Here is a 25,795-nt window from a genome sequence, read left to right as displayed (position 1 = left end):
GCCTCACGGCTGCAGACACCTGCTTGCAGGTGAAGTATTGTCGTAACAACTCAACTGAGACTTCAAGCCTTCTTGTCGTAAGCCAGATTCGACCACTTCGTCAATTCTGCTCCATTGCCGTTAGGCGGAGCATAGGTGATGGTGATCGTAACACCGGTGAGCGGTGTACCGTCTGGTGCGTGTGTGCGAACAAAGATTGTATCGCCAGAGTTGAAGGTCGAAATTGACCGATTACCGTCTCTGTCGACAGAATCAACGAACGTTACAAACGAGTCACTGTTCGCCGGATTAAATCCGTACACGCCAGCGCTTTCAGCAAGATTAACCGTAACCACACTCTGACCGCCTGTTGAGTTCTGATAGATCACACGGACTTCAACAGCTTGTGTTGCAAGTGCCGTTTGTGCGTTCATCACAGAGATTCTCCAGTGGCCTTCATCAGCGTCAACACCGTTCACATCTTCCATTTGGAAGGTGATACGAGGTACGCCTTTGACGTCGGTTTCAGCGAGCGAAGACGCCCAGACATAGATGACACCAGAGAGAACCACGGTGATAGCAACCATCAGGATGGTAGCGATCACAGGGCTGACTGCAGTTTCATCGTCTTTCATGCGTTCGACCACTTCTTCTTCGTCATCAGCACGGCGGCTGGAGAAGGTTAGGGCGCTCACGAAGAGACCAACCATAGACACAGCAATGATGCTTGGGGCAAAGGAAGGAACTGCGCTTGCTCCAACAGTGTCGACAACGGTTGGGATGTCTTGACTTGTCGAGAGGAACGAACTGTCAGCGGTATCTTGGTCGGCTGCGTTACATGGGTCAGCGGCTGGAAGCGAGGTCATGATGTTGTTACACCAGTTGCTGTCTTCAAGCAATGGACGACGGATAGAGGATGCTGTTGCATCTTGTCCATATCGACCAGGGGCGGACCATGGCTCATCGGATTGAACACCGTTGATCACACGGTAGTGTGATTCAGGGTTGTCAGCGATGAAACGATCAGTGGTTGATTTCGTCAAGTCACATGGGTTATCCAAACAAGTGAGTACATCCATTTCGACCCAAACATGTGTTGTATCTCTGGTGACGTAAACGTCCTCAGTGAGTTTCACCGCAGTGTTGTAGTCAGGCACATCGTAGTAACGAGTTTGTTCAATGTCTGTGTGTCCATCCGAATGGTAGGTCACAGCGAGCATGTGGTCGTAACGGTACGGTCCAGGGTCTCCAGCGCCGTCAATGGTGACGGTGACTGGGATGTATGTTCCGGTCATGACGTTAGTAACTCCATTGAAGCTGAATCCGGTCACAGCGTCGAAGGCATAGTCTGGGACTTGCTCTGGGACGTTGGTAACCTTCACACCGATGGTCTTGGTTGCAACACCTTGCTCGTAATCAGCAATAGGCATCAAACTGGTATCGTAGTTCGGGATGTGAGTGTTGTATTCGCCATCAACGATAGGTGCAGTTGGTGTGTCACGTAGAACCAGAGTGATCTCACAGTATGAACTGCCTGTCGGTGGAATCTGGTGGATACCAGCGTTGTTGAGGTAGTCACGCTCTTCGTTAGGCACGTCAGTTGCAGCATCTTCAATCAGGTCAAAGACGAGGTCGTCTCCGATGATGGTTGCTGTGAAGTAGTTCGTGTATGTGCACTGGTCAGTCGATTCAACGGTCCAAAGAAGGTCGTCCATTTCGTGGTCAACATCAGCCTTGACAGCAGAGAGGTCGAACGTTAGGTTGTCTTCGTTGGTATCGTCTTCGGTCATGACAAGCTTCCAAGCCTGGTTGATCGGTAGGTTAGCCTTGTTCACAATCGTTGTACCGTTAGCGGCATCCCAATCTCGAATCACTGGTGCATCGTTGACCGGTGATACGGAGAAGGCAACATCAAAGGTGTCTGCATCGACATTCTCTGCTCCATCATCAGATAGAGAGAGGGTCATCATACAAGTGCCACCCTTTTCGTTTGCTGTGTTCTCAGTAATGGTCAACTCGTTGTTGACAACATCGACTGTGAATGCTTCACAGGTTGTTGGGATGCTTGCGCCCCATGTGTAGGTTTGACGGCTTGGCGATTGCTCGTTAGCCATGTCCCGGATGTAGGAGCGAGTAGCGTTGGATACGTCACCAAGGAACTTGGTGTGTATTCCGAACCCTTCAGGCAGGATGTTGTTAAACGAACCATCTTCAGAGATGATAGGCATACAGTCAGTTAGAACACGCTCGTTGTTACAGATCACTGGCTTGTCGTTCACATTGTTCACTGTGTAAGTGATGTTGTGGCTGTCGGTCAAACCGTTGCTGTCTGTGACTTCAAAGGAGAAGACTACAGTTCCGAATTGGTCAGTGAGCGGTGTGATGGTGACATCTTGGCCGTTCTGAGCCCAATCAACCAAGACGTTGTCAAAGGCCACTAGGGTTCCTTCAGTAACGACCCAGTCAAGGTCAATTTCAGCATCCTGAACATCGTCCACAAGGTTTGTGAGACTGAACGTGAATGCCGAAGAGTCCTCATCCTTATCGAACGATGCAAGACCATCCGATGGAGAAGCAGTAGCTTCAGTATCGATCACTGGACATGCACGCAAGATGTCAACGGTTGCACGAACGTCTGTCGTATCACCGGTTCCAGCAGTGTAACTGTCGTCAAAGGCCACGTTGGTAGCCATTGAAACATCTTCGATGGTTGCCCAGTCGTAAGCACAGTCAGCTGGTGTCTTCAACATGATGTTGTAGTTCTTTGCTTCGCTAGCGGTTGCAACACCCTTGTAGGAGCGGTACACGAGAACTTCATCGTTGAGGGTTCCTGTCATCAAATCGCCATGGTTCAATTCCACGGTCATGAAATTGGTCAGGTTCTGAAGCGTTGCGGTCCCATCCAATGCTTGGGATGGGTGAACTGTAGTAATGTCTGCAGTAGTTTCTTCTTGAACGATTGCGACGATGTCGATTTGGTCAGGCATTCCACCGATACGGCTCCATGGGATCGAGATTTCACCAAGTGAAGAGGAGAAGTCTGCATCCACGTTAGCGGTGCTCAATGCGGAACGAGTCCAGCCAAGGAAACCGTAACTGTAGAGGTCATATGAGGAGTCACTGTCTGCCCAAAGCACGTAGTTCGCACTGAATGGGAGGTTGTGAGCTCCACCTAGTCCGTTGTATCCAACATCGGACCCGCTACCATCTACACTGAGGTAAATCAATACGTCAGAGGATGTCAAATCTGATCCGGTCATACCCAAGTACAGGCTGTCTCCTTCAACATAGGTCACATAGAAGTCATCGGTTCCGTCTCCGCTCATGTTACCAGGCATTGCATAGCCTGATGGGTTGAGTGCGTTTCCGCCGACCCAGTCATCATTGCTTCCGTCCACAGACATGGTCTCTGGTTGGAAGGAAGTCGACACGTAGGAAGCCCGCTCGTCGTCAGTTGATGTAACGAGAAGTGCAACTTCGTCCTGTGGTAGGTCACCAAGGTGAGTCGTTTCAATCGACAGGAGGTTGGCTTCGTCAATAATCGATGTCGAGTCAATGGTGATAGCACCGCTGAGCAGTGTGTTACCGATTGAAGTTACGTGGGAGCGAGGTCCTGCGTTAATCTGCGTTGTTGATGCAGACCAGGTTAGGTTCTCCACGCTACCGATTGAATCTTCAACGTAGATTGCGGTTGTAGCATCCGAAATACCACCGTCCCAGCGGAACGGGGTATTATCGATGTGAACACCGATGAGACCGGATGCATCCATTGGGTAAACCCAAACGTCGCTGCTGTCTACAACATAGAGACCTGTTCCAGTAGCTCCACCATCAACGGCTGCGTTTATTGCAGTAACCGATGTGGATTCCACTTGGACACCGTAATCAGAGCCAGCGATATCGGTTCCACCGATCATCGAGAGGTCGCCGTTTTCCTTGGTTAGTCCGACTGCATACCCACTGATTGTGGTTCCATCAAGGTTGATGAAGGTGTTTGTGTCATCGCCGACGATACCAGCTGTGGAGGCATCTCCACTTCCGGTCAGCGTTGAACCTTCGTCACTGAAATCACAGTCCTCGATGACAATTGCATTGTCACCGAGTGTAACGGTGTTACTTCCTGAAAGGATTGTGACTGCATCACAGTCTACGGCAGTGATTCCGACTGCGTTAGGAGATACTCGCCCAGCAGAGAGCCCAATGGTGTTTCCACTGATGTCAGGTCCGGCGTATCCAGTAGATCCACCGGTTGATTCAAGGACGTTGATTGTAGCGCCACCGTCACCAAAGGAGTCTCGCACGGTAAGTGTGTAGGCTCCTGCATCGCTGTAGGTCTTCAAAGGCAGGTATTCTGTGTTACTACCGAAGGAGTATGTACCCCATGAATCGGTTGTGCCGTCAGGTAGGTCAATGGTGATACTGATTTCGTATCCCCAATTGTCTGTACCAAGGTTGACGTCTGCAGACTTTCCTGAAGCGAGGTTGAAATTACAACTGTCAGAGGTTCGATATCCACTGCTGGAGATTGAACACAACGAGTTCGTGGGCTGAGGAGGACTGCGCATTTCCGAGAGGTAAATTCCGCCGTCGGCATCCACTAGAGTGTTGTTCGTGACATCACCTGTTCCCTTGAACACCTGGATACCGGTTGACGCAGGGTCACTGATACCACCAATGGTATTGTTGTGGATGGTAAAGTTGCTAACAGTGTTCAAACTGATGGCGTTTTTACCGCCTACAATTGTGTTGTCTTGAATCAACATGTCTGTTGCCTTTCCAGCATATACTGAAATCGCTCTTCCACCGTTAGGATTGAACTCATTGTTGGTAATGATCGTCCCGTCGGCTTGGCTCGATGAATAGACCCAAACGTCTGCGATTTCTCCACCGTCGTAGAATCTGTTGCTGTCAATGGTTACGTTGTCGGCACCAAGTTCACTCGCAGAGTGGGAGTAATAGTACGGAGAGCGCTCCAATTGGACACCTGCACCACAGTCATAGAATGTGTTGTTGTAGATCAGACTTTCTTCTCCACCGTTAATCTGGACACAGATGTCGGTGTTTTGGATAGCGCTGTTCAGTGCGGTGTATCCCTTGAAGTGAGTAAAGGTGCTGTTGGTGATCTGGAAGTGATCCAATTCATATTCATTGTAACTACCGTATCCAATTGAACCCCAAATACTAGCAAGTCCAGAGATGGAACTTCGGTCCATGTCCAGGTTCATGCTGTAGTATTGGTATCCAAGTTGGAACCCTTGCATTTCCCCTTCGCTACTTACTGCTGTAGCGGTGATGTTGGTGTTGTGCATCCAAAGGTTGACTTCATCTCTGTAACTAGGGTAGAATCGGTTTGCGTTGTCGAAGGTGTAGGAAGCGGTTGAGATGATATCAGTTTGGTTCCAGTTGTGAGTACCCCCATCAAGGTATAGGAATGGGGCATCAAACATAACCGTTTCACCTGCAATATCGTTTCCACTGATCGTGTAATAGTATCCGTATTCAACAAGGCCGTTACTGAATGTTCGTGTACTTCCGGTACCCAGGCTTGAACACGCGTTCTGCTGGATGTATGAGGTACTTGTATAGCGGTAACAGATACGGGAATCAAAGGTTTCCACCAGGTCAATGGTTTCTACATTGTCAGGCATATTGTTCAATGACATTTCTTCAAAGGCGTATCGGAAGTCAGCGTTGTTTGAGCTGCTTGTCCAGAAATAGTCGATAGTGGCCACTGTTACGGCTGTGTACCCGGTCAAACTAGGCGTGCAGACCGATGAACAAGAGCCCGCATCAACAGTTTGTGTGACGAAGGTCAAGTCTGAAGCGACACCGTTGCTGTCGGTTTCCGCCATTCCAGTTACTACACCATCAGGATCTTTGAGAACAACGTTGGTTCCCTCGACATCTTCGGTGGTGGTTGTACTACCAGAAACGACGTCAGCTGTCACTGTAATGTCAACTTCACGCATTCGTGTGAAGACACCAGTACCTGTGACTTCAACTGTTGAGATATTCAGGTCGCCTTCAATGAAGTCCATCGATGAGCTACCGGACATTGCCACATCGTGTTGTGTGTTGTTCAATTCAACATCTTTGAGGACAAAGTCAGTGGAACCGAGAGATTCAATTCCAATAGCGTTCGTTTTGATAGATAATCCACTCAGTTCAACTGAACGGTCCGTGTCCAACCCGTACTTCAATGCTGGACCTTGTCCACCAGTGATGCTTCCCGAGAACTCTGTGTTCAAATTCTTGAGGTAGTAAATTCCAGCAAGATTCTGATTTTCAAAGTCCACATTTTGTAGGTCGAAACGGCCTGAAGCACTTGTTCCAGCGAGTACTGCGTAGTCTCCACCGGTGACGTTAATGTTCGAGGATGAAGCTGCAGTGGAACCTGTCACGTAAACACCCGCAGTTGTTGGGGCTGTGATTTCAATGTTCTCGAAAACACCAGCAGCGTAAGCGCCACCAATGTCAAGTCCAACATCGGATCCAATAATCTGGCCGTTCTCAAATTTGGCAGTTCCGGATTCACGGACATATTCGCCAAGTGAAGCAGGGTCGTTACCGGAACGTGCTACGAAGTCATAGCGGTCCTGGTAATTGTCTGCTCCCTTGTGAAGAACGTCGATCCAAAGCGAAACCTTGGAGATGTTTCCACCGTAGGCTGTTGCACCAGAAATGTCAACGATTGGGAAGGTAGTTCGGGCACCTTGACCAGCGTTCATGTAGTAGGTGTAAGCATAATCAAGACAGATTCCGTAGTTGTTAGGGTATCCACCTTGAGCGTAGCTAGGTGGGCTACCTGCTCCGACCCATCCACTTTGTCCGTTCGCTCCTTCAGGAGGAGAGAACGCACCTTGGAAGTAGTTAGCAGGGGAATAGTAGCCCCAGTACTTGTACGGGTATCGTGACTGGTAGTAGCCAGTGGGCGAGACATCTTCGATGCTTTCCCAGCGGAATCCGAATTCATCAGGTTGCTGATAGGAATTGCCGTTTTGGTTGAGCCAATAACGATGCATGTAGTAATAGTAACCGTCTTGGCTTTGGTAGTTAGGTCCGTAATCGTAACCGTAGTAGTTGCAATGCCATGAAGGAGCACCACCAACACCACCGCTGTAACTTCCGACATCAGCATTGCTGTTGATGGCTGGGTCACTGCTGGAGTATGGATAGTATCCCTTTTGGTCTCCATCTGTAACGTTCCAGGAGTTTCCGTTATCATCGGTAAACTGAATGTTCATTCGGTCCGTAATGAAGTAGTACTTACTGGAAAAGTAGTTGTACGTTGGGTGAGCGTTTCCACCAGCATAGATGGAATTGGCTCCAACTTGTAGGTATTCCCCTGTTCCAAGATAAGTGGACAAATCGATTTCATATGTTTCCCATCCAGCAGACATTCCTGAAAGGATAGTACTGCGGTAAATGGTAGGAAGTGACATACCACCGTATGCGCTAATACCGACGGTGTTACCGTTAGCGATGAATCCATCAACTTGAGGAGCTCCGTTGTAGGCTTGAATACCCACAGCAGCGTTTTTCACGGTGATGTCGGTGATCGTTCCACCTGAATTTTGAACCCAAAGAGCAGTTCCTGTTTGTCCATCGTTAATGATTGAGGAACCATCAATGTTGACCGATCCACCGTCAACCTTCACTGTAGCCATTTCATCAGAAGTAGCAGAGGAACCGTATATTGTACCGCTGTCCATCATGATGAGCGTAGCTCCATTGTTGATGTTCAAACATCCCATTGTTGTGGTATCACAAGCAACATCACGAAGAATGCCGTTGTCAAGGACGAGGGAACCATCTTGGATATCCAAGTTCAATCCATAGGTCGGAGACACTGCACGAATGGTACCTGGAGTTGCCTCTGTACCATCATTTGTAACGGTCAATGAGCCACCGGATGTTATGGTGATCACTGGAGCGTTCGTTGCAGTGCTTTGTACACGGAGAACACCACCATCCATGCGAAGGTGACATCCATCAATCAAGATATTCTCAGTGATGGTAATCTTAGTGTCATCCCAAGCAAACGTATCGGTTGAGGGGGTGTATGCACCAGACAAGTTGACGTTGTTTCGCATTGCGTTACAGTCGGTTGCTGGGTCATTGAACGTAATTGGAGCAGGCTCCAATTTGAGATCCATATGTGTTCCAAGGGTGAATCCTGCAGCAGGGTACCACGAACTGTTAAGCGTAGCGTCAGGGAAGTTATCCGGGTAGGTCTCATTCTGACCGGCCGATCCGAATGCACGGATGATATGGTCTTCGAACGAGTTGGAATCACTGTCGCCAACTACAACCCAGACAGATGCGTTACCAAGGTCGCTTTGTACAGAGCTGGTCTTGTGAAGTCCAACTTGGAACATTTCAGACAAACTGGCATCAACCAGTGATGTGGTCACGACGTGATTAGCCTTGTATGCTGGTTGGTTCGAGGAATCCAATCGATATAGACGAACGGAAGCAAGGCCACCAAAGTACACCATTGAAGGATTGGAACTTGATGAGGAAACATCAATCGAACAGCTTCCTGTGTCACCACTTGACCCTGAACAATCGTTTCCGTTAAGGTCACTCGCAATCAAAACAATGTTGGTACCGGAACGAGCCTTAGCAACATACGGTCCTGAAGCGGCCGCACTTGTGCTTGAGATGCTCGATTCACCCACAGTGATGTGAGAGTTACGTCCATCGATCACGTGCTCGGTTGAGGAGCCGTGCGTAAAGGTCGCATCGCTTACTGTCATTGTGTTCTTGGAAGTAGCACACGATGCAGAACTCTTGACTCGGTCTAGAGTTGGTGCAACCATGTTAACGCTCCATCCGCAACCTGTGACGGTAAAGGAGTCAGCATCAAAGCCGTTCATTGTCAATACTTCAGAAGTAATGTGGTTTCCAGTAAGGGAAACCGCATTGGCTGTGATGTCATCAAATACGCCAGGGTGGACTCTCTTCATTGTGAGGTCCCCGCTGGTGATGTCCATCAGTGTCATACTGGTGCTCGAAGGACCGTTTCCAGTCTGCGAGTTGCCACCAGGAATAACATCCAATGAGGTCGTCATCAAGTCCAAGCCATCAATGTAAATCGATTCCATTGCAGCAACAGTAGCGCTAGCATATGCTTGTCCTGAGAATTCAACATTGTACATGTAAACATCACTGTCAGGACCAGCATCAGAGGTGATAGCACTTCCAGAAGTAGCTCCAGAAGTCGATGGTGAAACGACTGTAACGTTGCTGAGGAAGAGGTCTTCCAAATCAACATCAATGAAGTTCTTGTACGAATTGGTAAAGCTCATGTTCTCCATGTGGAGGAGACCAGAAGTTGAACCAGGAACGCTCATGACTGCTCCATCGGTTGCTGTTCCAGCTGTGTTACAGTTGGTTACAGTTCCCTCCATGAGGACAGCAACTGTGTTTTCTGCAAAGTCGAAACATGACCCTGTTACACCACTTACGGTGAAATCAGTCATTGAAACAGATGTGCCTTGTCCACTTCCGTGGGTGAAGACAGAGCCTACGTTCTCAAAGGTCACATCACTCATGGTGAAGTTTCCTGTGTTACAGTCGGCTGTTGCCGAACCACACGAAGGTCCTGTACCGTCATGGCGACTTCCAGAGCGGAAGACTGAATCGGTGGTGTCGTTGAAGTTAACGTTCTTGAACACGTGGCGATCATCGGTTCCACCGGCAGTAGTACATTCGTTAGTGAACGCCATTCCGAGCCAATCCGCACCGTTCATTCCGGTAAAGTTGATCGGAGCGGTAGCGCTTCCGTTAGCAAAGAACTTGGTACATCCGCCGTCAAAGGAGATCCCCTTGCCCGCTGCAATCTGAATTTCCACACCAGGCTCGATGGTCAAATCTGAGCTGACCACGAGGTACTTGCTGGATGGGTTGATTCGGATTGGGCTGTCGGTAAGGTCCCAATTAGGGTCGGCAGTAATATCTGCTGAGACATCTGTACCCTTACCTTCGTAAGGCATCACACGGTAGTATGTGGAACAGTCCTGGTTGCTTGTAACGAAACAATAGTAGTTGTTGTAAACTGTATTGAAAGGAGCAATCAAACCGGGTTTGGCATATGAACTTCCCTTGTATGGAAGTTCTGGTTGATGCCATGTCCAGAGTGTTCGCTGTACGTTGGTGTTTCCGTTGTCGAGGAAGAACATTGAACCTTGTCGGTTAATTTGCACACGATCGTTGCTGTCATCACCATCATAGGTTGTTCCGAAGTAATCAAACTCAAATCCTGCAGGAATGTCGATGTTAGCAGAACACTGGTTAGCGTAGCTGGAGAAGTAATACCAGCAGTAATACGCATACGGTCGTCCATTGGAAGAGCCACTCAGTGCGGTGTTAGCATTCGCCAACTCAACAAGTCCTTTATCGAAGGTTTCCCAACCGTCAGCGGTAGCACTTGTGTGAATTCTGAAGTTACTGGCCATAGGTGTGTACCCTTGACTGTTGTAACTGCCGCCCTTGTTGGAGATACTGTCTCCCTTGTTTCGGGTTTGGTCCATGTATCCAATTTCCCAGGATTCGTAGTTAGCAGAACATCCTGAATCATACTTGAATTCAATTTCGTTGGTGACGTCGTAGAAGAGAGCCTGCACAGTACAGAGGTAACCGTACGTGTAGTAGCTCATGTCATGCCATTCAACAGCGAATACCTTGTTAGGGTCGCCACGCTCAAAGGAGTATGTAGATGAGGTGTTGATGTTGATTCCAGCAGATACCGTTGAGACGTCACGAGCGGTAAAGTAATATTCAACCGAGTCGTTAACTTCCAAGTCTTCAATTTCAGCAGTCCATGTGCATTCCTTGAGTGAGCAGTCGTCACGTTGGTTGCCAGCTTCATGGTCCATGACCGTTGTAGTCCAGGTGCCTGCAGAGCCACCATCAGGAGTAATCCGATGGTAGAGCGTTGGCCCAACACCTGCAGAGGTACTGGTATTTACTCCACTCGCAGGATCTCCAGCATCAATGATGCTTACAGAAACAGTTCGGATCTTCGAGTGAGAATCCGCCATAGCGGTGTGCGTAAACGTAGGCTTGTAGATATCTGGCGTAGGGGCGACGTTACCGACCTTGTAGGTGATATCGCCTGTGCTTGCTTGACGGCCGTAGTAACTGCTACCCATTGCGAAGCCGCTCCAGCGGTACGAGTTCTGGTTCCCGTAAATCATGTAGTAAGCAGGAGTACATCGGTCGTAACTGCTAGTAGCACGGTAGAAGTAGTACCACCCGTTGGTCGTAACGCACAATCGGTTAGCTGTGGTTGAGCTTGCAGTACTGTTGAAGGTGAACATTCCAAAGTCGCCAGTGATGTCTCCAGGGATTGCAAACTTGTACGCCTTGGTGTATGAACCATAGGAGTAGGAAAGGGAAGCCGAGGAGCCACCTGTCAAGGCCGCTTCGATACCGGTTTCTGTACCAATTCCTACAGTTGCCCATGCGTTGTCTACGCTGTCGTAGTGCATGATGAGGTTCATTCCAGGTCCGTCCTTAGCAGCAACCTGAAGGTAACCGTTACCGTTGTTGTTCCATAGGTTTTGGTTACCCTTGTTGGTGTAGGAGTTCATTCCCCAGTAACCGTACGCAGGCTTGTCGCTCCAGCGAGCGAGCCAGTTTCCGTAGGTCGTGCTGGTTCCTGTGTAGAAACAGGACGAGGAGCCCGTACCGCATGCAGATGTATCAAATTCAAAGTAGTACTCATCGTTAGCAGCGAAGTAGGTCAGTTGACGGTCAAAGTTTCCACCAGCGTTCCAGGAACTGTAGGCAGTGACATCGGTCGTCAAGACGGTCATCTTCTTAGAGGTCGCCGGTGCATTGGCTGGATCCACTACATCAAACTGATAAGGAGTAGGCGTTTGTTGAGCTCCTGTCAATGCAGGCTCGTGTCCAACGTTAGGTCCGTTACTTCCTGTGTTCAGGTCTTGATACTTCCAATAGTATCGGAAGTCATCTCCAAACGTGACATCAGGTGTTCGGGCCTTGAATTTGCAATCGGTTGTTGTTGAGCTGCACGAACCAATGGATACGAGTTCACCCGCATCAAATTGGTTGTTTGAACCGAGGCCATAACTTGTCGAAGCCCATGAGGTCCCACCGTTTGTTGAGTAGAACAATTTAGGAGCGTTGGATGATGTTGTATCAATTCCGGACATATCGGTCAAGGTGATGAAGAACGTTCGCTCTCCTTCAATGTAAGAATCGATTCCAGTATAAGGCACATAGTCGGAGGTTGGGGCATCCGCATCTGTACCGCCGGTGTAAACCATTGCAAGGTGGTAAACGTTTGATCCACTCGAGTATCCGTATCGCAAGATTCGGGAACCGGTGTATTGTTCGCCGACTCCGACGGACCCACTCGAGGTACCGGCGTTCGACAAAGCCGAGTTGATCAATCCAATTCCGCCACTTGTAGAAGAGCAGGCTGTAGCAGTGTTACAAAGCGTTCCGGTCTTCCATCCGGTTCCGCCGGCCTTGATTGTCCCGACTGTAGCAGAGTTCCATATCGATGAAACCATTGAACGTCCAGCAGTTCCACCGTAGTTCTGGGTTACATAACTTGGGGAAATGGCGCTCGAACTGCAGCTTCGTGTTGTAACAGCTGAGTTGTATTTATTGTCAAGGCCGCAGGATTGCATGATCTTGACGTTAACGTTAGCACTGCTTGAAGCATAGCTGAGGGAGGAAATGTGTTCCTTCCACTGAATGCTCTGAATTGCAGCGCCAGTAGGAAGGGCGTTGCTTGAGGTAAAGGTAACCTTGTGCCAAGGGAGGTAGTATACGCTGCTGTAATACTTGTACAAGTATCGCAGGTTGTTGCTGTAACAGTTGGCGTAGTAAACATAACAGTAACCTCCAGAGCCCACGTTGACCTTGAGCGTTGGATCAATTCCAACTGGATAAACTCGGTCTTCGGAAAGAAGCCATGAAGTCTCTACCACGGTAGTGAGAATCACATCGGGTCCATAGACTTGAACGAAGAAGGTACCTGTGTAAGGTTCTGCACCGGTTGCATCAATGATGACTGGAGTAGGAATTTCCAAAAGAACTTCCCCGGTTTCGATGCTACGGATGTGGAGTGCTTCACTGGTTTGGAAGACATCCTCACCCAACTGGGTTTCACCGGAGTATAGGGCGTAGCCTGCAGGAATTCGTAGGCCTTCTGAGAGGCCAAACCATACTGCGTTTTCTTGGAGTACTGGTGCTTCACGGACGACGAGGTTCTGCTTGACTTGCGTTGAGTCAACAGTGTAATCCAGGTCAAATCCTTCAGCGAGAGGGTATCGGATGACGTTTCCACCAACTTCGATACCGCTTGTACTTGGAGCGGAGAAGTAAGGTTCCGGAGCAGTCCCTGTCTCATCGAGCGTCACCAGCATAGGATTCAATCCTGAAAGTACAGGATCCACAAACTGATTGGCTTGAACCATGATACCGCTGCCGGCTTCAGGTCCAAAATGAGTTACAAAGGTGTTCTCGGTAACACTCCAGCCTTCTGGCATAGCTTTGATGTTAACATCAATGTTTTCCCAGGTTCCTTCATTTGTTCGGTAATGCACTGGCTCTGTGGCAATCAATTGTGCGATGTTACCGTCCTCAGTAAGGTAGGCTTTGGTTTTCTCGTCTCTCATCCCTTGTAGTTCAAGCGATGGGTCATATTCGTATTCGATCTCTTCGATTTTATCGGGGAGGCGGAAGAAATCTTCCTCTCCAGTTGTGCTTGATTCAACAAACTCAACATCTGCACTGTCGTTGCTCATAAATCCACTCATTGGCATGAGTGCCATCAAAGCGCACAATAGCAGTGCAATTCCAATTCCGCCGAAGACGGTCTTATTCTGGTTTTTCTTGTTTCCCAACATAGGTCATTCACCTCATACGGACTGTATGCAGTGCGTCCCACGATTTACACCCCTTATAGGAGTTGGGGTGCATAACGTTTGAAAAGGAAATTGAATCAACCCATACCGGCACAAGATGAACTACAGGGCAGTTTCATGATATTACCTAAATCGTGCAGGAAAATAACACGAATTCGATGAGTGTTTCGTTCTAAAAAGCGTCATTATCTTTCCCAATCAGTAATGATCGGATTCGCCCCGTACATCCATGGCAGGATAAGCGCAGTAGCAAGAAAATGAGATTGGAAGGCCAAGAGGGCCGCCGAAGCGGCCCTCCCAGCGTTGTCCAGCCCCGCATGTGTGGGGTGGAAGTTGCTGTAGGTTCAGCTTGTTCTGGAATCAGTAATCCCAGTCTTTTCCGTCTTCGGCACCTTCGCCGCCTTCGCCATCTCCTCGAGTGAGGATGAAAGCTCCAACTACGAATGCTACGATGATCACTCCGATGATAGCAGCCCATGCACCTGCAGGGACACTACCGCTGGACGAATCTGCATCGTCTCCAATGGTGCCGTTACCGTCTGTATTTGTGTTATCAGCTTGTCGATAATAGTCAATACTGTTCATTGACGCCGCAGAATTCATGTTCTCCAAAGCATCCATTGGAACTGCTGTGAAGTAATAGGTAAAGGATCCCGCTGCTGTTGGCTGAGGGATGGTAACCGTGTCACCTGAGGCACCTGCGACCATGTCCGGGCAATTGGTAGGCATGTTGGCTGCGTCAAAGTCGTCAGTGCGTTGGTAGCAGACGTGCCACATAGCCACATCGGAGGAATCTCCTGTGACGTCCCACTTAACAATCCAGTTCTCACCATCTTGTTCAACGGTGAGGTTGGTTGCCGTGACATCGCCTTCGACCCGCTTGTCCGCAGTAGCCGATCCGATACCTGGTGTCGAACAACCTTCAAGGTTGCAAACGGCAATGGTTGCAGAGTAAGTCGTACCGTGAGTAGTGGAAGGTCCTGCTAGAGTGTACGTACGGTCTGAATCAGGAACGGTCTGGTTGACCACTTCGGTTGTCCCATCGGTGATGATGAGGCGCACGTTGTCTCCAGCACGCAGAGGCAGGTTCTCAAAGTCCCAACTCATACCGATTGCTCCTCCTTTCAGAGCCTCGATTGCAAAGTTGCTGATTGCTGCATTAGGGAGCTCTCCACCAACAAGTTCTCCGCCCATAAGCACCATTGTTCCTGTAGGAATGACCGGGCTGTTTGCAGGGATGGCGTAGGTGAAGACTGCCTTAGTGGCGTCTTCAGTGCTGTCTTCCGATGTGTCATCCAAAACAATCCACTTGCCGCTTCCATCAATGTACCACAGGCTGGTGGCTTCAAGTGTCTTGTCAACAGACACTGAGAGTGACTGAGTCAAGATATCACTGGTGGTAAACGTGGTCGACGGTTGGTAATCAACGACTGCGACTGCATCGTATTTACCAGCGAATCCTTCCAATTCTACGTCTGCATAGTCACCAACATCTCCATCTGTAACGGAGATGGTAAAGTTGCTCTGCAGGAAGTACTGAATCGGGTATGTCACTTCAATGCCGGTAGCAGTCGAATCGGTTCCGATAGCATTGTTCCAGATGCTCAAGATCATTTCTTGGCTGACTTCTCCACCGTGGTTATCAGTGACAACAACGGTGACCGGGAAGATGGTGACGTATTCAGCAAGGACCATAGCGGTACAAACAGTACCACCGGTCGATTGCGCACCACCGCATCCAGGAATAGTACCTCCTGGTATGTTGTAGGTAAAGTTCAGTCCTTCACCGGATGGGTCATCAACGTCGAAGGCAGTTACAGCGAATTGCAACATGTCTTCTTGGCCAACGACAAGGTCACCTTGAGTGACCAATTCAAACGAAGTGATGAGGGGGAGGTTGTTGACAACGTTGGAAACCATCGTTCGGTCGTTGTTGCTTTCACGCATGTCAAATGCGCCCGTTGCGCCGATTGTGGTTGGCTTGTTGGCCATGACCAAATCAAACTCAAAGGTGTATTCGCCTGGCTCCAAAGTAACAAGAATACAAACGTTACCAATTTCAGGACCGCCAGCGCCCAGCATGTTGTACTCATACGGAGCTTCTGTACCTTCCATGCAACTGGACACAACACCGGAATCAACGACCGTGGTCCCTAGAGATACGGTGTAACTAACGTTCCAGTCGTATCCAACCGTAGGATTGGCACCCCGATGTTGAACTTCTGCATAAATTCGAGATGCGCCCACGTTGAGGTCGCCTCCTGCAGTGTCTTCCACGAAGTTAGATGATTGACCGGTTCCGTCAGAATTGTATCCTTGGTACACGCCCATTCGGGAAATTCGGATGTCGTGATAGTTCTGAACCGCACCGGTAATTTCGGCGTAGTCTGTAGCTGGGCGGTCATCACCTGTTTGTGTAACTTCACAGAAGTGGGCCCATGTTGTGACGTTACCATCGTCTTCAAAGGTTTCAAGGCAATCAGGGAATTGACCGTAGGTAACGTATCCGAGAACCGATGCTTCCAAAACGAACTTGCTTGAGTTTTGCTGTGCATCCGGAGTAATGAGTCCGGTGTAGGTCCAAGCAGATTGGTAATCCAAAATCGTCCTTGTTGCCGAGGTTGTATCGTTAACATCTGACTCGTTTTGGTAGGTTAGTGTGTTCGGGGTTGAAGTTCCAGCCATGAAGGTGGTGATTCCACCGTTCAATGTCAGATCGTCGTTGTTTACACCACCGATTGCCGATTGCACGACGCCGGTAAGGCCAAGTCGGATCTCTACCTCACGAGGGGAAAAAGAAGAGGAACCGTCAGCTAGCACCGTGAGGGTGAAACCAACAGGGTCGGTTCCTGTGACAGATGTTGTTCCGTCGTCCCATTCCAATTCAACTTGGACATCGTACCAGTCAGTAACGGTCACTTCAATTTGTTGAGCATTGTTGGCAATGTCAGCATCTGTCGGAGAATCAACTGCGATTTCAATGAGGTAGATACCTGCAGTAGGCGTCCATTCAATGTCTTGACCCGCATATTGTAGCGTATATTTTCCGCCACCCAAGTAAGAGTTTGCTGTGAACGGGTGCGGCGTCACGGATGAATCAAAGTCACAAACGCTACCATCGTCACAAATTGCATCGAGGTTTTCCCACTGCAATGGATTTCCAGTAGAGTCGTTGGCGATCATGCCGACTGCACCGGATGGATCTGTAAGATATACGGTAACCGTGTATGCTAATTCATCAACCGACGCATCACCGATGTTCTGGATGTATGCGGCAAAGTTGGTGGCTTCACCAACTTTTAGTTCGTTACGGCACCCTGTGGTGTCGCAAACTGTTTCTTTAGGTGTCGTAATGGCAAGAACGGCTGGGTCAGCGCCTGAGCGTGCTCCTGTGTCCTCAATCACCACGGTTTCTTCCAGCTCGGTAAAGTCAATGCCAGCGAATAAACTGGTTAACATTAGCAATCCGAGAATCATAGGTGTCATATTCTTCATGTCTATACCCCCGAAGGTTCGGTATCCCTTCCCACGCCATCTGTCGTATTTATACTAACGCGAAGATGCGGATAGAGAATATCGTGAACTTCAAGCCCATGGCCGTCATAAAATAAGCCGCAGCACCCCGTACTGGACGGAAGTAGTGCATAAATTTTGTAATTTTCCACCCAAGTTAGATAACTTGGAACCATCATATGTTCCGCAATGCTGCCGAGGGAGGTATCCTTGATGCCCGTTTCGTCGGCCCATAGGTCGCTATTAACGCTATCAACCAGCCGCAGATAAATAACATCAGCGTGGAGGCCCACGGGAACACAAAGGCTGCCCCTTCAGCCTCCCAAATCGCTTTGTAAAGAACAAGATGGAAGCCGTAACCGATCAACAGCCCGTTCAACATGCCCAAGGCGGCAATCCAAGAAACTTCAATAATGAAGATGGCCAAAACATGACTTTGCCGAAATCCAATGGCGCGTAACATACCGATGGTGGTTCTTCGCTCGCTCACATTGCGCACCGTTACCACTGCGATTCCTGCAACTCCAACGATGAGGCCGAGGGCCAAATACCCCTGGAAAAGAGATAAAATTGCAAGGACGAGCGACTGAATAACCATGACTTCTTCTGAAACGGTTTGAACCGATACGCTTTGTTCCGCTAGCGATTGAGCAAGAATGGAATCGAGTTCGAGAGCCGCTAGACGAACGTGTTCCGATTTCCCTTGAGCGGCGACCTCACCTGATGCCTCTGGTTGAATGATCGGCTGGGCTGAATCTGAAACACTCACGTACATCCGAGTGACTTCACCTCCAAATTGTTCATCAACGATTTCCCCGTTCATCCAGACTCCTGGCGAAAAGATGTAGGAGGACTGCTGAAGGAAGCCTCCAACCATGACAATTCGGGTGTTTTTGGGATTTGAAAAATCAATTAGGGTAATTGAATCTCCAATTGAAAATTGCAAGGGCACAATGGTGGCCCCATCCGTTGTTGATTCGAGTCCAAAGGACGCATCTAAAAAGACAATATTTTCAAAGTTCTCAATCGATTCCCATGCCTCTTCTTCAGTCTCACCCAATCCATCATCCCACGCGTAGAGAGGCAGCCCGCCATGGGAAGAGAAGCCCTCATCAAAACCTCTGAGCAGGTAGGGCATTCGCTCACCGGAAGCGTCCTCAAGATGGACCGGTGCTCGATGAATTCTCCCAACGGCATCGATGTTGTCCATGGCTTCGTGATCAATACCCCATGACTCGGGGTCGCTGTCCAATTCAATCGGGCGGGAGCGAGACGATGTGAGGAGCAGTTCAAATTCCCCTTCTGCATCCTCTACAAAAGTCGAGGAATAGGTATCAAATTGCGCCGTATAGCCTGAAAGCACAACAACAGAAAACATAGTGATGGAAAACATCCCCATGACGACTGCAGTCCGCACAGGATGTGCGAGAGGATGAGCCAATGAGACCGGACCAACGACACCAAATTTACGAGTGAACATCCGCGATTTGGTGAGCCGCTTGACTGCGAGTGGAGCAATACTGGTGAGAACCATGACCCCTGAGAACACCTGAAGGAGACCGAGGACGATGAAGGTCAATTCATCGGCCTTCATTGAGGAGCGAATCGGGTCAAACGGTCCCAAAAGAAGCGTCCAAACCAGCCACAAGCTTCCGAGAGCTCCAAGCGTGTTTCTCGGACCATGTCGGCTCCATCGACTCCATCTCGGCCGAGACGAGAGCCATACTGGAAGTTCCCAGGTGACCAATGGGACAAAGATGAGCATCGCAAATACGCCACTGAGAACGTATGCGGCGTAGGATAAGCCGCTTGAAGTCCCGATGAAGAAGAGCCCGCCAAGGCACATGACGAGGCCGCCTAGTCCAATGATTTGAATCAAATAGACGCCCCATGGGATTCCTTTTGAAAGCACCAAACGCCCGCCACGGAGAGCTTTAACGATGTTCAATTGAGCATTCCAAAAAGCTGTGGCCCACAGTAAGCCAATAGCGAGGAGTGAACCCCAGATCCATCCTGATAAAAACGAATCAAGCGTCCAATCAAACCGGAAGGATTGAGCACCCACTGAAGCAAATATCGAGGAAAACCCGACTGATATGACCCATGCCAGTCCCAACCCGAGAAGGGAGCCGAGACCACCCGCCACCACGGAAAGTACCAGGCCTTCCTGAACGAAGAAGGCCCGAGCATCGCTTGACCTCAAGCCCAAAGCTCGTGCGATGGCCAATTCGCTTCTGCGAACATCGGCAAGGAGCATGATGATCGTAAGGACGAGCAAAACCCCTGCTGCGATCGTGAACGTTCCAAACACGAGGAACATGGCCGAAAGCAACCCAGATGATTCTGCTGCTTGACGTGCCGCCTCTACCTTAACGGCCCGAACGCCTAGAAATACATCGTCAATTGTACTTTGTTCGTCAAGCCAGACGGTAAGGTTCGCCACAGCGGATGCAGAACTGTTTCCAGCAAATGATCCATCTGAAATGAGCAGCAGTGAGCGTTCATCATCGTCAGCAAGCGACAATCGTTCTGCATCTTCCAGATGGATTAATCCGAGGACAACGGCTTCAAGGTCAGTGAGTTGTTCAAAGCCTGGTAGTGTAGCGTACACGCCATCGTTTTGCAGAAGTATGGCCGTATCGTTACCGTATGCATATGGAATCACACCTTTGACTGAAACGGTCAAATTGGTATCGTTAAGCGGTAGGCCTTGAAGACGATTGGAAACTGCAACATGACCGACAGGAACATCAAGAGTTGAATTCTCTCCCCCAAATGCGAGGAACATCTGAGGGAACCGTCCAAAACCTGGTGCATCGGACATGACTGGCAGCCTTACCGATTCAATGACACCCGTTGAGGTATTCCATCGTAACAATCCATGTTCTTGTGTACACCAAGCACTGTTGTTCCCGACTGAAGCCCAAGCGACTCCATTGCATTGCGAGTGAAGTTCGATGCCATCAGGAGAGTCATCGTTGGTCCATGCTGATGCGTTGGAGGCAACGAAGGACAAATCATCCATTCCGTTGCTGATGTAATACGATGTAGAAAGGAGACCCTCAATACGAAGGTGGACATTCTCGTCAACAAAGAGGTCGTATGAGAGTACGGAGGACGGAGGGATGATACTGAGGTTATGCATTTCAAAATCGTTGTAACCTTCAGATAGCACGTGAAGGTTCAACGCACCGTCTCCTGCTTCAATTGCCCACCATTTGTCTGAGCCATACGCCACTGCCTCCACGGGATGGTTCGTATCATAGGTCGCCACCGATGGTTCGTCCAACTCAAGTTCATCCGCCAAGACAATCCCTTCACCGTGTGCTATTGATGCAGAGGTTCCTGCATCAGTGAAAGCTATGTCATTAAGCGTATCACCGGCGTCCACTTGCCAAATCCATGCCTCATTTGTGTCATGGAGTTGGAAGCCAGCCCCCGAAGGACTGGCGTGCCATAGCGCAGTGGTACTGTCCTTGAGTACCGTGACATCACTGTCTGCAAGCGTGAGTAGAGGTTCACCGGCGACGACAGCATCGATAAGAGGGGCTTGCAAGACCTCCATCATCACTCCAGTTGGATAAAGGGAAGTCTGGTTTTCACGCAGCCCACGAACATCATCTCCATTGACCCGGCCCAAGTTCGAAGTGGATGAAATTGTCACGGCCCCTGTTCCCGAGTCAAGTGAAATGTTGAGCCCCGCATCCGAGGCAGTAAAAGCAGCGTCCAAGTGTTCCTGAATCTGCAAACCCACCTGCTCCACATCTTCGTCGCTCAAATCATCGTCAAGGGCAATTGAGAGACGACTGATCCTGTTCTCAAGTTCGGCCAACGATTGTGCAGTAACAAGGTCCGTGAAGACGGCTGGTGATTGTGACCCAGCCATTGCTCCTTGCCCTTCGTTGGCTACAATGGCGGCAATCATAACCTCTTGTACTCGCCGAACACGCTGTTGGTCTTCATCGGTGATGTACCAACCCATATCTGTACGGTCGCCAACCTCAAGACCAAGTTCTTCACTTGCGGCTAAATTGATGGCAATATGAGGTTGAGTGGCTCCATCATTTGCTGCCGCAAGTTCTGAAAAACGCAGACCGTCAACTCCGCCAAGCGGCGACCAAACACCTAACGCATCGACCGTTGAATTACGAGCAAACCAGGAGACTGAAGGTTCCGATACCCCATCGGTCCCGCTCAAACTTACCGAGGTAGCCCAACCGTATTGCCGCCCCTTGAGCAGGGGGCTGAGAGATGCATCGCGTTCCATACTGCTCCATGCACGTTCTGCCGTCTGTTCATCAAAGAGAACCGAAACGCCGGTTTGAGGGTTGAGTCCGGAAAGAAGCACATCGGTTTCTCCCCAAGCGGCTTCAACCTCGTATCCGACGGTAGCATCCAAAGAATCCCCGACCACCAATGAAGAGGTGATGATCGATGAGGCAATCACGAGACCTGCGACCATCAGAACAGATTGCCTGCGACGTCGTCGGATGTTTTCCCAAGCCAATCGCCAGACCACAAGGCGCTGAGGAATTAACAACGGTTGTAGCAAGGTGAGGGAGATGATTCCGACGAGCAAGCCGCCCATGAAGGCATTAACAGTGGACAAACCAAGCCAGAGGAGAAACCATAGAATCAGAAAGGCGTCCACGGATGGGCCAAAAATCAAAACCATTTTCGAAGGCCATGGGATGGTAGAAATTCGTCCCGCTGCAAGCAAAGCAACCGCACTCAGTGTCGTGACCAACACGATGAGAAGTACGGCTGTAAAAAGCAGGATTATTCCTCCTCGCCACCAGGTTTCCGCTGGTCCTGAACAACCAATCCATCACTCATCGTGATAATTCGTTGACATTGCTTGGCGATTTCTCGGTCATGAGTCACGATAAGAAACGTCGTGTTGAGTTCTCTGTTCATGGTTTTAAGAAGCGTCATGACCTCGTTTGAGGTAGAGGTATCCAAGTTTCCTGTCGGCTCATCACAGAGGATAATGGAAGGTTTGTGTACGATTGCACGAGCAACCGCCACCCGTTGTTGCTGACCACCTGAAAGTTCAGCAGGCCTGTGCTCTGCTCGATCCGACAAACCAACCCGGCCAAGGGCCTCAAGGGCTTCTCGGCGGGCATCAGAGGGTTGCAGTCCCAAGAGAAGCAGCGGGAGTTCAACATTTTCAACTGCTGAAAGAACAGGAAGGAGGTTGAAATCTTGAAAAATAAATCCAAAATGCTCTGCCCGTAAATCAGTACGGGCATTGTCACTGATTCCATATAGCGGGGAACCGTTAACGGACACGTTTCCTGACGAGGGCTCGTCAATTCCGGAAAGAATGTTGAGGAGTGTTGTTTTTCCGCAGCCAGAAGGACCCATTACAGCGACCATATCTCCGTTGCGTACAGACAACTCAACACCTCGAACGGCTTGGACCGTTGATTCACCAGCTTGGTAGAGTTTCCACAGCGCAGTGGCCTCAAGTGCATGGGTCATAACTGCTCCAAAGAGAACTGCGTTGATAAAGTCCTGCCCGCAGGCATGAGCATGACTGGTTCCACGCAGCACATCATGGTGAACGTGCTTGCATTCGGCCCACTCTCCGAACGGCTGGGTGGAAGGGAGCATGCATACGAACTCCCAGATGGAACCACCGTACGGGAATTGATCGACCAAGTTGAATTGTCCGAATGGATCTCCTTCGGTCTTGCCGTTGCTATCAACGGCGAACGTTGTGATGTCGATACGACGTTGAGCAACGGGGATGAAGTCGCCCTCTTGCCTCCAGTGAGTGGCGGATAATCCCTCATCGGTGAGATTTGAAGGAAAGCCTTCAACAACGGGGAGCACCACCGTTAGCATGAGGAAGCAACATGGCATTCACACCAGGACCTCTTGAACTCGTCATCCTTTTGGGCTTGTTTTTTCTTTTGTTTGGGGCCCAACGCCTCCCAGAAGTTGCGAATGCTCTGGGCCGTTCTAAAGGCGAATTCCAAAAAGGATTGGCGGAAACAACTCAAATTGGCGACCCAGTGAAGACCGTCACTGACCTTGAAGCAGGTGGCCGGACCCCCGAGCAAATCCTGATGGACCGTGCTAAAGCAGTAGGGATTGACCCCGCCGGCATGGCCATTGAAGACCTCGAAAAGAAAGTCGCAGCTCTTGAAGCCCTCGAAGGCGACGAGTGAATTTCTTCATCGCTTCTTCATTCGCTTGATTTCCGTTGGTGAGCCACACCGTTCGCATTCACCAACAGCACCTCGTTTTGACCGCTTTGCGTCTTTTGGAACGGGGAACGTTGCTCGGCAACCCGTGCACCTCAGTTCCCACTTCCATACCTGCTTGGCTCCTTTTGTATTGACCGAACGAACCGTTCCACCGTGATGTTTGAACGCGTTTTGAAGCCGATAATCATCGGTTACCAATTCAAGCGAGAGGCCCACTGCAAGAGCGAGAACGTCCATGTCAACATCGGAGAGCCGTGGTAGATCACCGCTTGCTGATGCAACGGCTTTTGCGTCCTCAAGCCACTGAGGAGGGATTGCCCTCCACTCGATTGGCGCAGATTCCAAAAGAAGAGAGCGCGTTTCACTGACGGAAGCGAGTTCATCCAGTTGAGAGTATGCGCAGATGCCCCCGGTCAACTCAGGAACCGGCCAGTGGAGCAATGCTGCAGTGTCAAGCACCCGGTTCATGCAACGGTCATGAGAATCACCATGATGAAGACACCGTTCACCCCTATCTTCATCAAAGAAGCCTTGCTGCGTCCATCATGGGTTGGAAAGAACAGACGCTCGAAGCGTTCGAAATCTTTGGACCAGCCACGCTTGGGGTGGTTTCGTTTACGGAAGCGATCATCCAACCCGTGCCTCCAGACGTGCTCTACCTACCGATGTTGGCGAATGCCATGGGAGACACCCCGCTTGTTGTTTGGCTTTGGCTTGTGGTGACAGTCGCCTCAGTGTTGGGCTCACTCGTGGGCTATTTCATCGGTAAAAAATGGGGAACGTCACTCATGATTCGTTTTGGACAAGAGCGACATTTATCCAAACTGGAACAGTTGACAAAGCGATACGGCTCTTGGGGAATATTCATTGCTGCATTTTCGCCAATCCCGTACAAAGTCCTTGGGTGGATGGCTGGAATGGGCCACATGGAGCGGAAACCGTTTATTGCGGCAGGTTTCTTGGGACGAGGGCTTCGATTTGGCCTGGAGGCTGTGCTCATCGGTATTTATGGAAGCCAAGCATTGGACGTCATGAATTGGTTTCTTGACAATGAAATACTGCTTGCAATTCTTCTTTTGACCGGTTTAGCACTGACCTGGTATGCTTGGCTGTGGTGGTCGAATCTGGATTCAGAAGCCACAGTACCATCGCAGTGAATCCCTCCATGCGGCATGCGTTGCGACGGGAACGGTTATGAAGAGGTGGTCGGTGGACGCAAATGGCGCTCGTGTGGTGTAGCCAGGTCCATCATAGTGGGTTTTCATCCCGCCGACCCGGGTTCGAATCCCGGCACGAGCATCTTACTCAACAACAGAGCGCAGCAGCCGCTTTATTCATTTCAAGCGAGGGTTCCATTGTTAAAATCTTCAATCGCTTGATAGATCTCTTCTCTGGTATTCATGACGAACGGACCATACCGTGAAATCGGCTCTCCGAGTTCTGGGCCTCCTAAGATCAAGAATTCAGCGCCATCGTCCTCAGCCGTGAGCACCAACTCGTCTCCCTTATCGAGCAAACCGAGTCCACCATCATGGAGTGAACGACCTTCGATGTCAACTGACCCTCCAAACGCATAGATCATGACATTATGATCGGGGTCGCATTGGTGAATATAGGATGACCCTGCCTTCATTTTCATGTGAATGTAGGTGATGGGTATGACCGTATCAATGACCGCAGTGGTTCCGAGGGCTTCTCCTGCGACAATCTTAGCCCAAACCGTTCCATCTTCATTGGTAGCTTCGGGGATGTCCTTGGAGGGGATGTCTTGGTAACGCGGCTGCATCATTTTATCCTTGGCGGGCAAGTTGACCCAAATTTGGAATCCATGCATCCGCCCACCGTCCCGCATCATGTGCTCCTGAGGCATTTCAGAGTGAATGACGCCTCGGCCGGCAGTCATCCATTGGACGTCCCCCGGATTGAGGTCACCGCTGTTACCGGCAGAATCCTCGTGACGCATACCTCCGTCAAGGAGGTAGGTCACGGTTTCAAAACCCCGATGCGGATGGGACGGAGCGCCGACTGCGTCACCTGGAGCATAATCAACAGGACCCATCTCATCAAGAAGAAGAAAAGGGCTCATCAATCGACCCATGGCGGCTGGCCTGCGGACTTTGAATCCACCCCCTTCGAGAACGGTATGAGTCGGTACAATACTTGCAAGTTTTCGGTTCATAA

At 49.9% G+C, this 25,795-nt stretch carries 9 protein-coding genes and 1 tRNA gene; 4 read left to right on the top strand and 6 right to left on the bottom strand.

What is annotated here, in order from left to right; translation table 11 throughout:
- Positions 1-62 precede the first annotated feature (62 nt).
- The 4 genes from AAA857_RS05895 to AAA857_RS05880 form a co-directional block, all read right to left on the bottom strand.
- Positions 63-13,868 carry a type IV pilin gene (locus AAA857_RS05895; RefSeq protein ID WP_338174032.1) on the bottom strand — a complete coding sequence of 4,602 codons (13,806 nt, stop codon included), beginning with the start codon at positions 13,866-13,868 and terminating at the stop codon, positions 63-65.
- A 378-nt stretch (positions 13,869-14,246) separates the two neighbouring features.
- Positions 14,247-17,381 carry a hypothetical protein gene (locus AAA857_RS05890; RefSeq protein ID WP_338174031.1) on the bottom strand — a complete coding sequence of 1,045 codons (3,135 nt, stop codon included), beginning with the start codon at positions 17,379-17,381 and terminating at the stop codon, positions 14,247-14,249.
- 193 nt (positions 17,382-17,574) lie between these two features.
- Positions 17,575-22,146, bottom strand: a complete 4,572-nt coding sequence (locus AAA857_RS05885) for an FtsX-like permease family protein (RefSeq protein WP_338174030.1) — start codon at positions 22,144-22,146, stop codon at positions 17,575-17,577.
- A 32-nt stretch (positions 22,147-22,178) separates the two neighbouring features.
- On the bottom strand, positions 22,179-22,883 hold the full coding sequence (locus AAA857_RS05880; protein ID WP_338174029.1) for an ABC transporter ATP-binding protein: 705 nt from the start codon (positions 22,881-22,883) through the stop codon (positions 22,179-22,181).
- A 51-nt stretch (positions 22,884-22,934) separates the two neighbouring features.
- Here AAA857_RS05880 and AAA857_RS05875 point away from each other — a divergent pair, with 51 nt between their 5' ends.
- Together AAA857_RS05875 and AAA857_RS05870 are read left to right on the top strand one after the other, a co-directional pair.
- Entirely contained in the window at positions 22,935-23,189 is a 255-nt protein-coding gene (locus tag AAA857_RS05875) for a MoaD/ThiS family protein (RefSeq protein ID WP_338174028.1), read from the top strand.
- A 71-nt stretch (positions 23,190-23,260) separates the two neighbouring features.
- Positions 23,261-23,575 carry a twin-arginine translocase TatA/TatE family subunit gene (locus AAA857_RS05870; protein WP_338174027.1) on the top strand — a complete coding sequence of 105 codons (315 nt, stop codon included), beginning with the start codon at positions 23,261-23,263 and terminating at the stop codon, positions 23,573-23,575.
- A 6-nt stretch (positions 23,576-23,581) separates the two neighbouring features.
- Here the strand turns inward: AAA857_RS05870 and AAA857_RS05865 are convergent, their stop codons facing one another.
- The gene (locus AAA857_RS05865; RefSeq protein ID WP_338174026.1) at positions 23,582-24,082 is read right to left on the bottom strand and encodes a hypothetical protein; all 501 of its coding nucleotides are present in this window, start codon (positions 24,080-24,082) and stop codon (positions 23,582-23,584) included.
- 77 nt (positions 24,083-24,159) lie between these two features.
- On the opposite strand from AAA857_RS05865, the gene AAA857_RS05860 reads away from it, so the two are divergent.
- Both AAA857_RS05860 and AAA857_RS05855 read left to right on the top strand, forming a co-directional pair.
- Positions 24,160-24,771, top strand: a complete 612-nt coding sequence (locus tag AAA857_RS05860; RefSeq protein ID WP_338174025.1) for a VTT domain-containing protein — start codon at positions 24,160-24,162, stop codon at positions 24,769-24,771.
- A 67-nt stretch (positions 24,772-24,838) separates the two neighbouring features.
- Positions 24,839-24,913, top strand: a tRNA-Glu gene (locus tag AAA857_RS05855).
- 40 nt (positions 24,914-24,953) lie between these two features.
- On the opposite strand, the gene AAA857_RS05850 is transcribed toward AAA857_RS05855, so the two are convergent.
- Complete coding sequence (locus AAA857_RS05850) at positions 24,954-25,793, bottom strand: pirin family protein (RefSeq protein WP_338174024.1); 840 nt, start codon at positions 25,791-25,793, stop codon at positions 24,954-24,956.
- Positions 25,794-25,795 lie beyond the last annotated feature (2 nt).

Source organism: Candidatus Poseidonia alphae (assembly GCF_943787815.1).
Classification (GTDB): Archaea; Thermoplasmatota; Poseidoniia; order Poseidoniales; family Poseidoniaceae; genus Poseidonia; species Poseidonia alphae.
The sequence above is the reverse complement of the archived record's forward strand: the minus strand, read 5'-3'. Positions and strand labels throughout refer to the sequence as shown.

What these genes read in the sequence shown, in the direction of transcription:
- AAA857_RS05875 (WP_338174028.1), top strand. Translation starts at nt 22,935, where the DNA reads ATGACTGGTTCCACGCAGCACATCATGGTGAACGTGCTTGCATTCGGC.
- AAA857_RS05865 (WP_338174026.1), bottom strand. Translation starts at nt 24,082, where the DNA reads ATGAACCGGGTGCTTGACACTGCAGCATTGCTCCACTGGCCGGTTCCT.
- AAA857_RS05895 (WP_338174032.1), bottom strand. Translation starts at nt 13,868, where the DNA reads ATGTTGGGAAACAAGAAAAACCAGAATAAGACCGTCTTCGGCGGAATT.
- AAA857_RS05860 (WP_338174025.1), top strand. Translation starts at nt 24,160, where the DNA reads ATGGGTTGGAAAGAACAGACGCTCGAAGCGTTCGAAATCTTTGGACCA.
- AAA857_RS05850 (WP_338174024.1), bottom strand. Translation starts at nt 25,793, where the DNA reads ATGAACCGAAAACTTGCAAGTATTGTACCGACTCATACCGTTCTCGAA.
- AAA857_RS05890 (WP_338174031.1), bottom strand. Translation starts at nt 17,381, where the DNA reads ATGAAGAATATGACACCTATGATTCTCGGATTGCTAATGTTAACCAGT.
- AAA857_RS05880 (WP_338174029.1), bottom strand. Translation starts at nt 22,883, where the DNA reads ATGACCCATGCACTTGAGGCCACTGCGCTGTGGAAACTCTACCAAGCT.
- AAA857_RS05870 (WP_338174027.1), top strand. Translation starts at nt 23,261, where the DNA reads ATGGCATTCACACCAGGACCTCTTGAACTCGTCATCCTTTTGGGCTTG.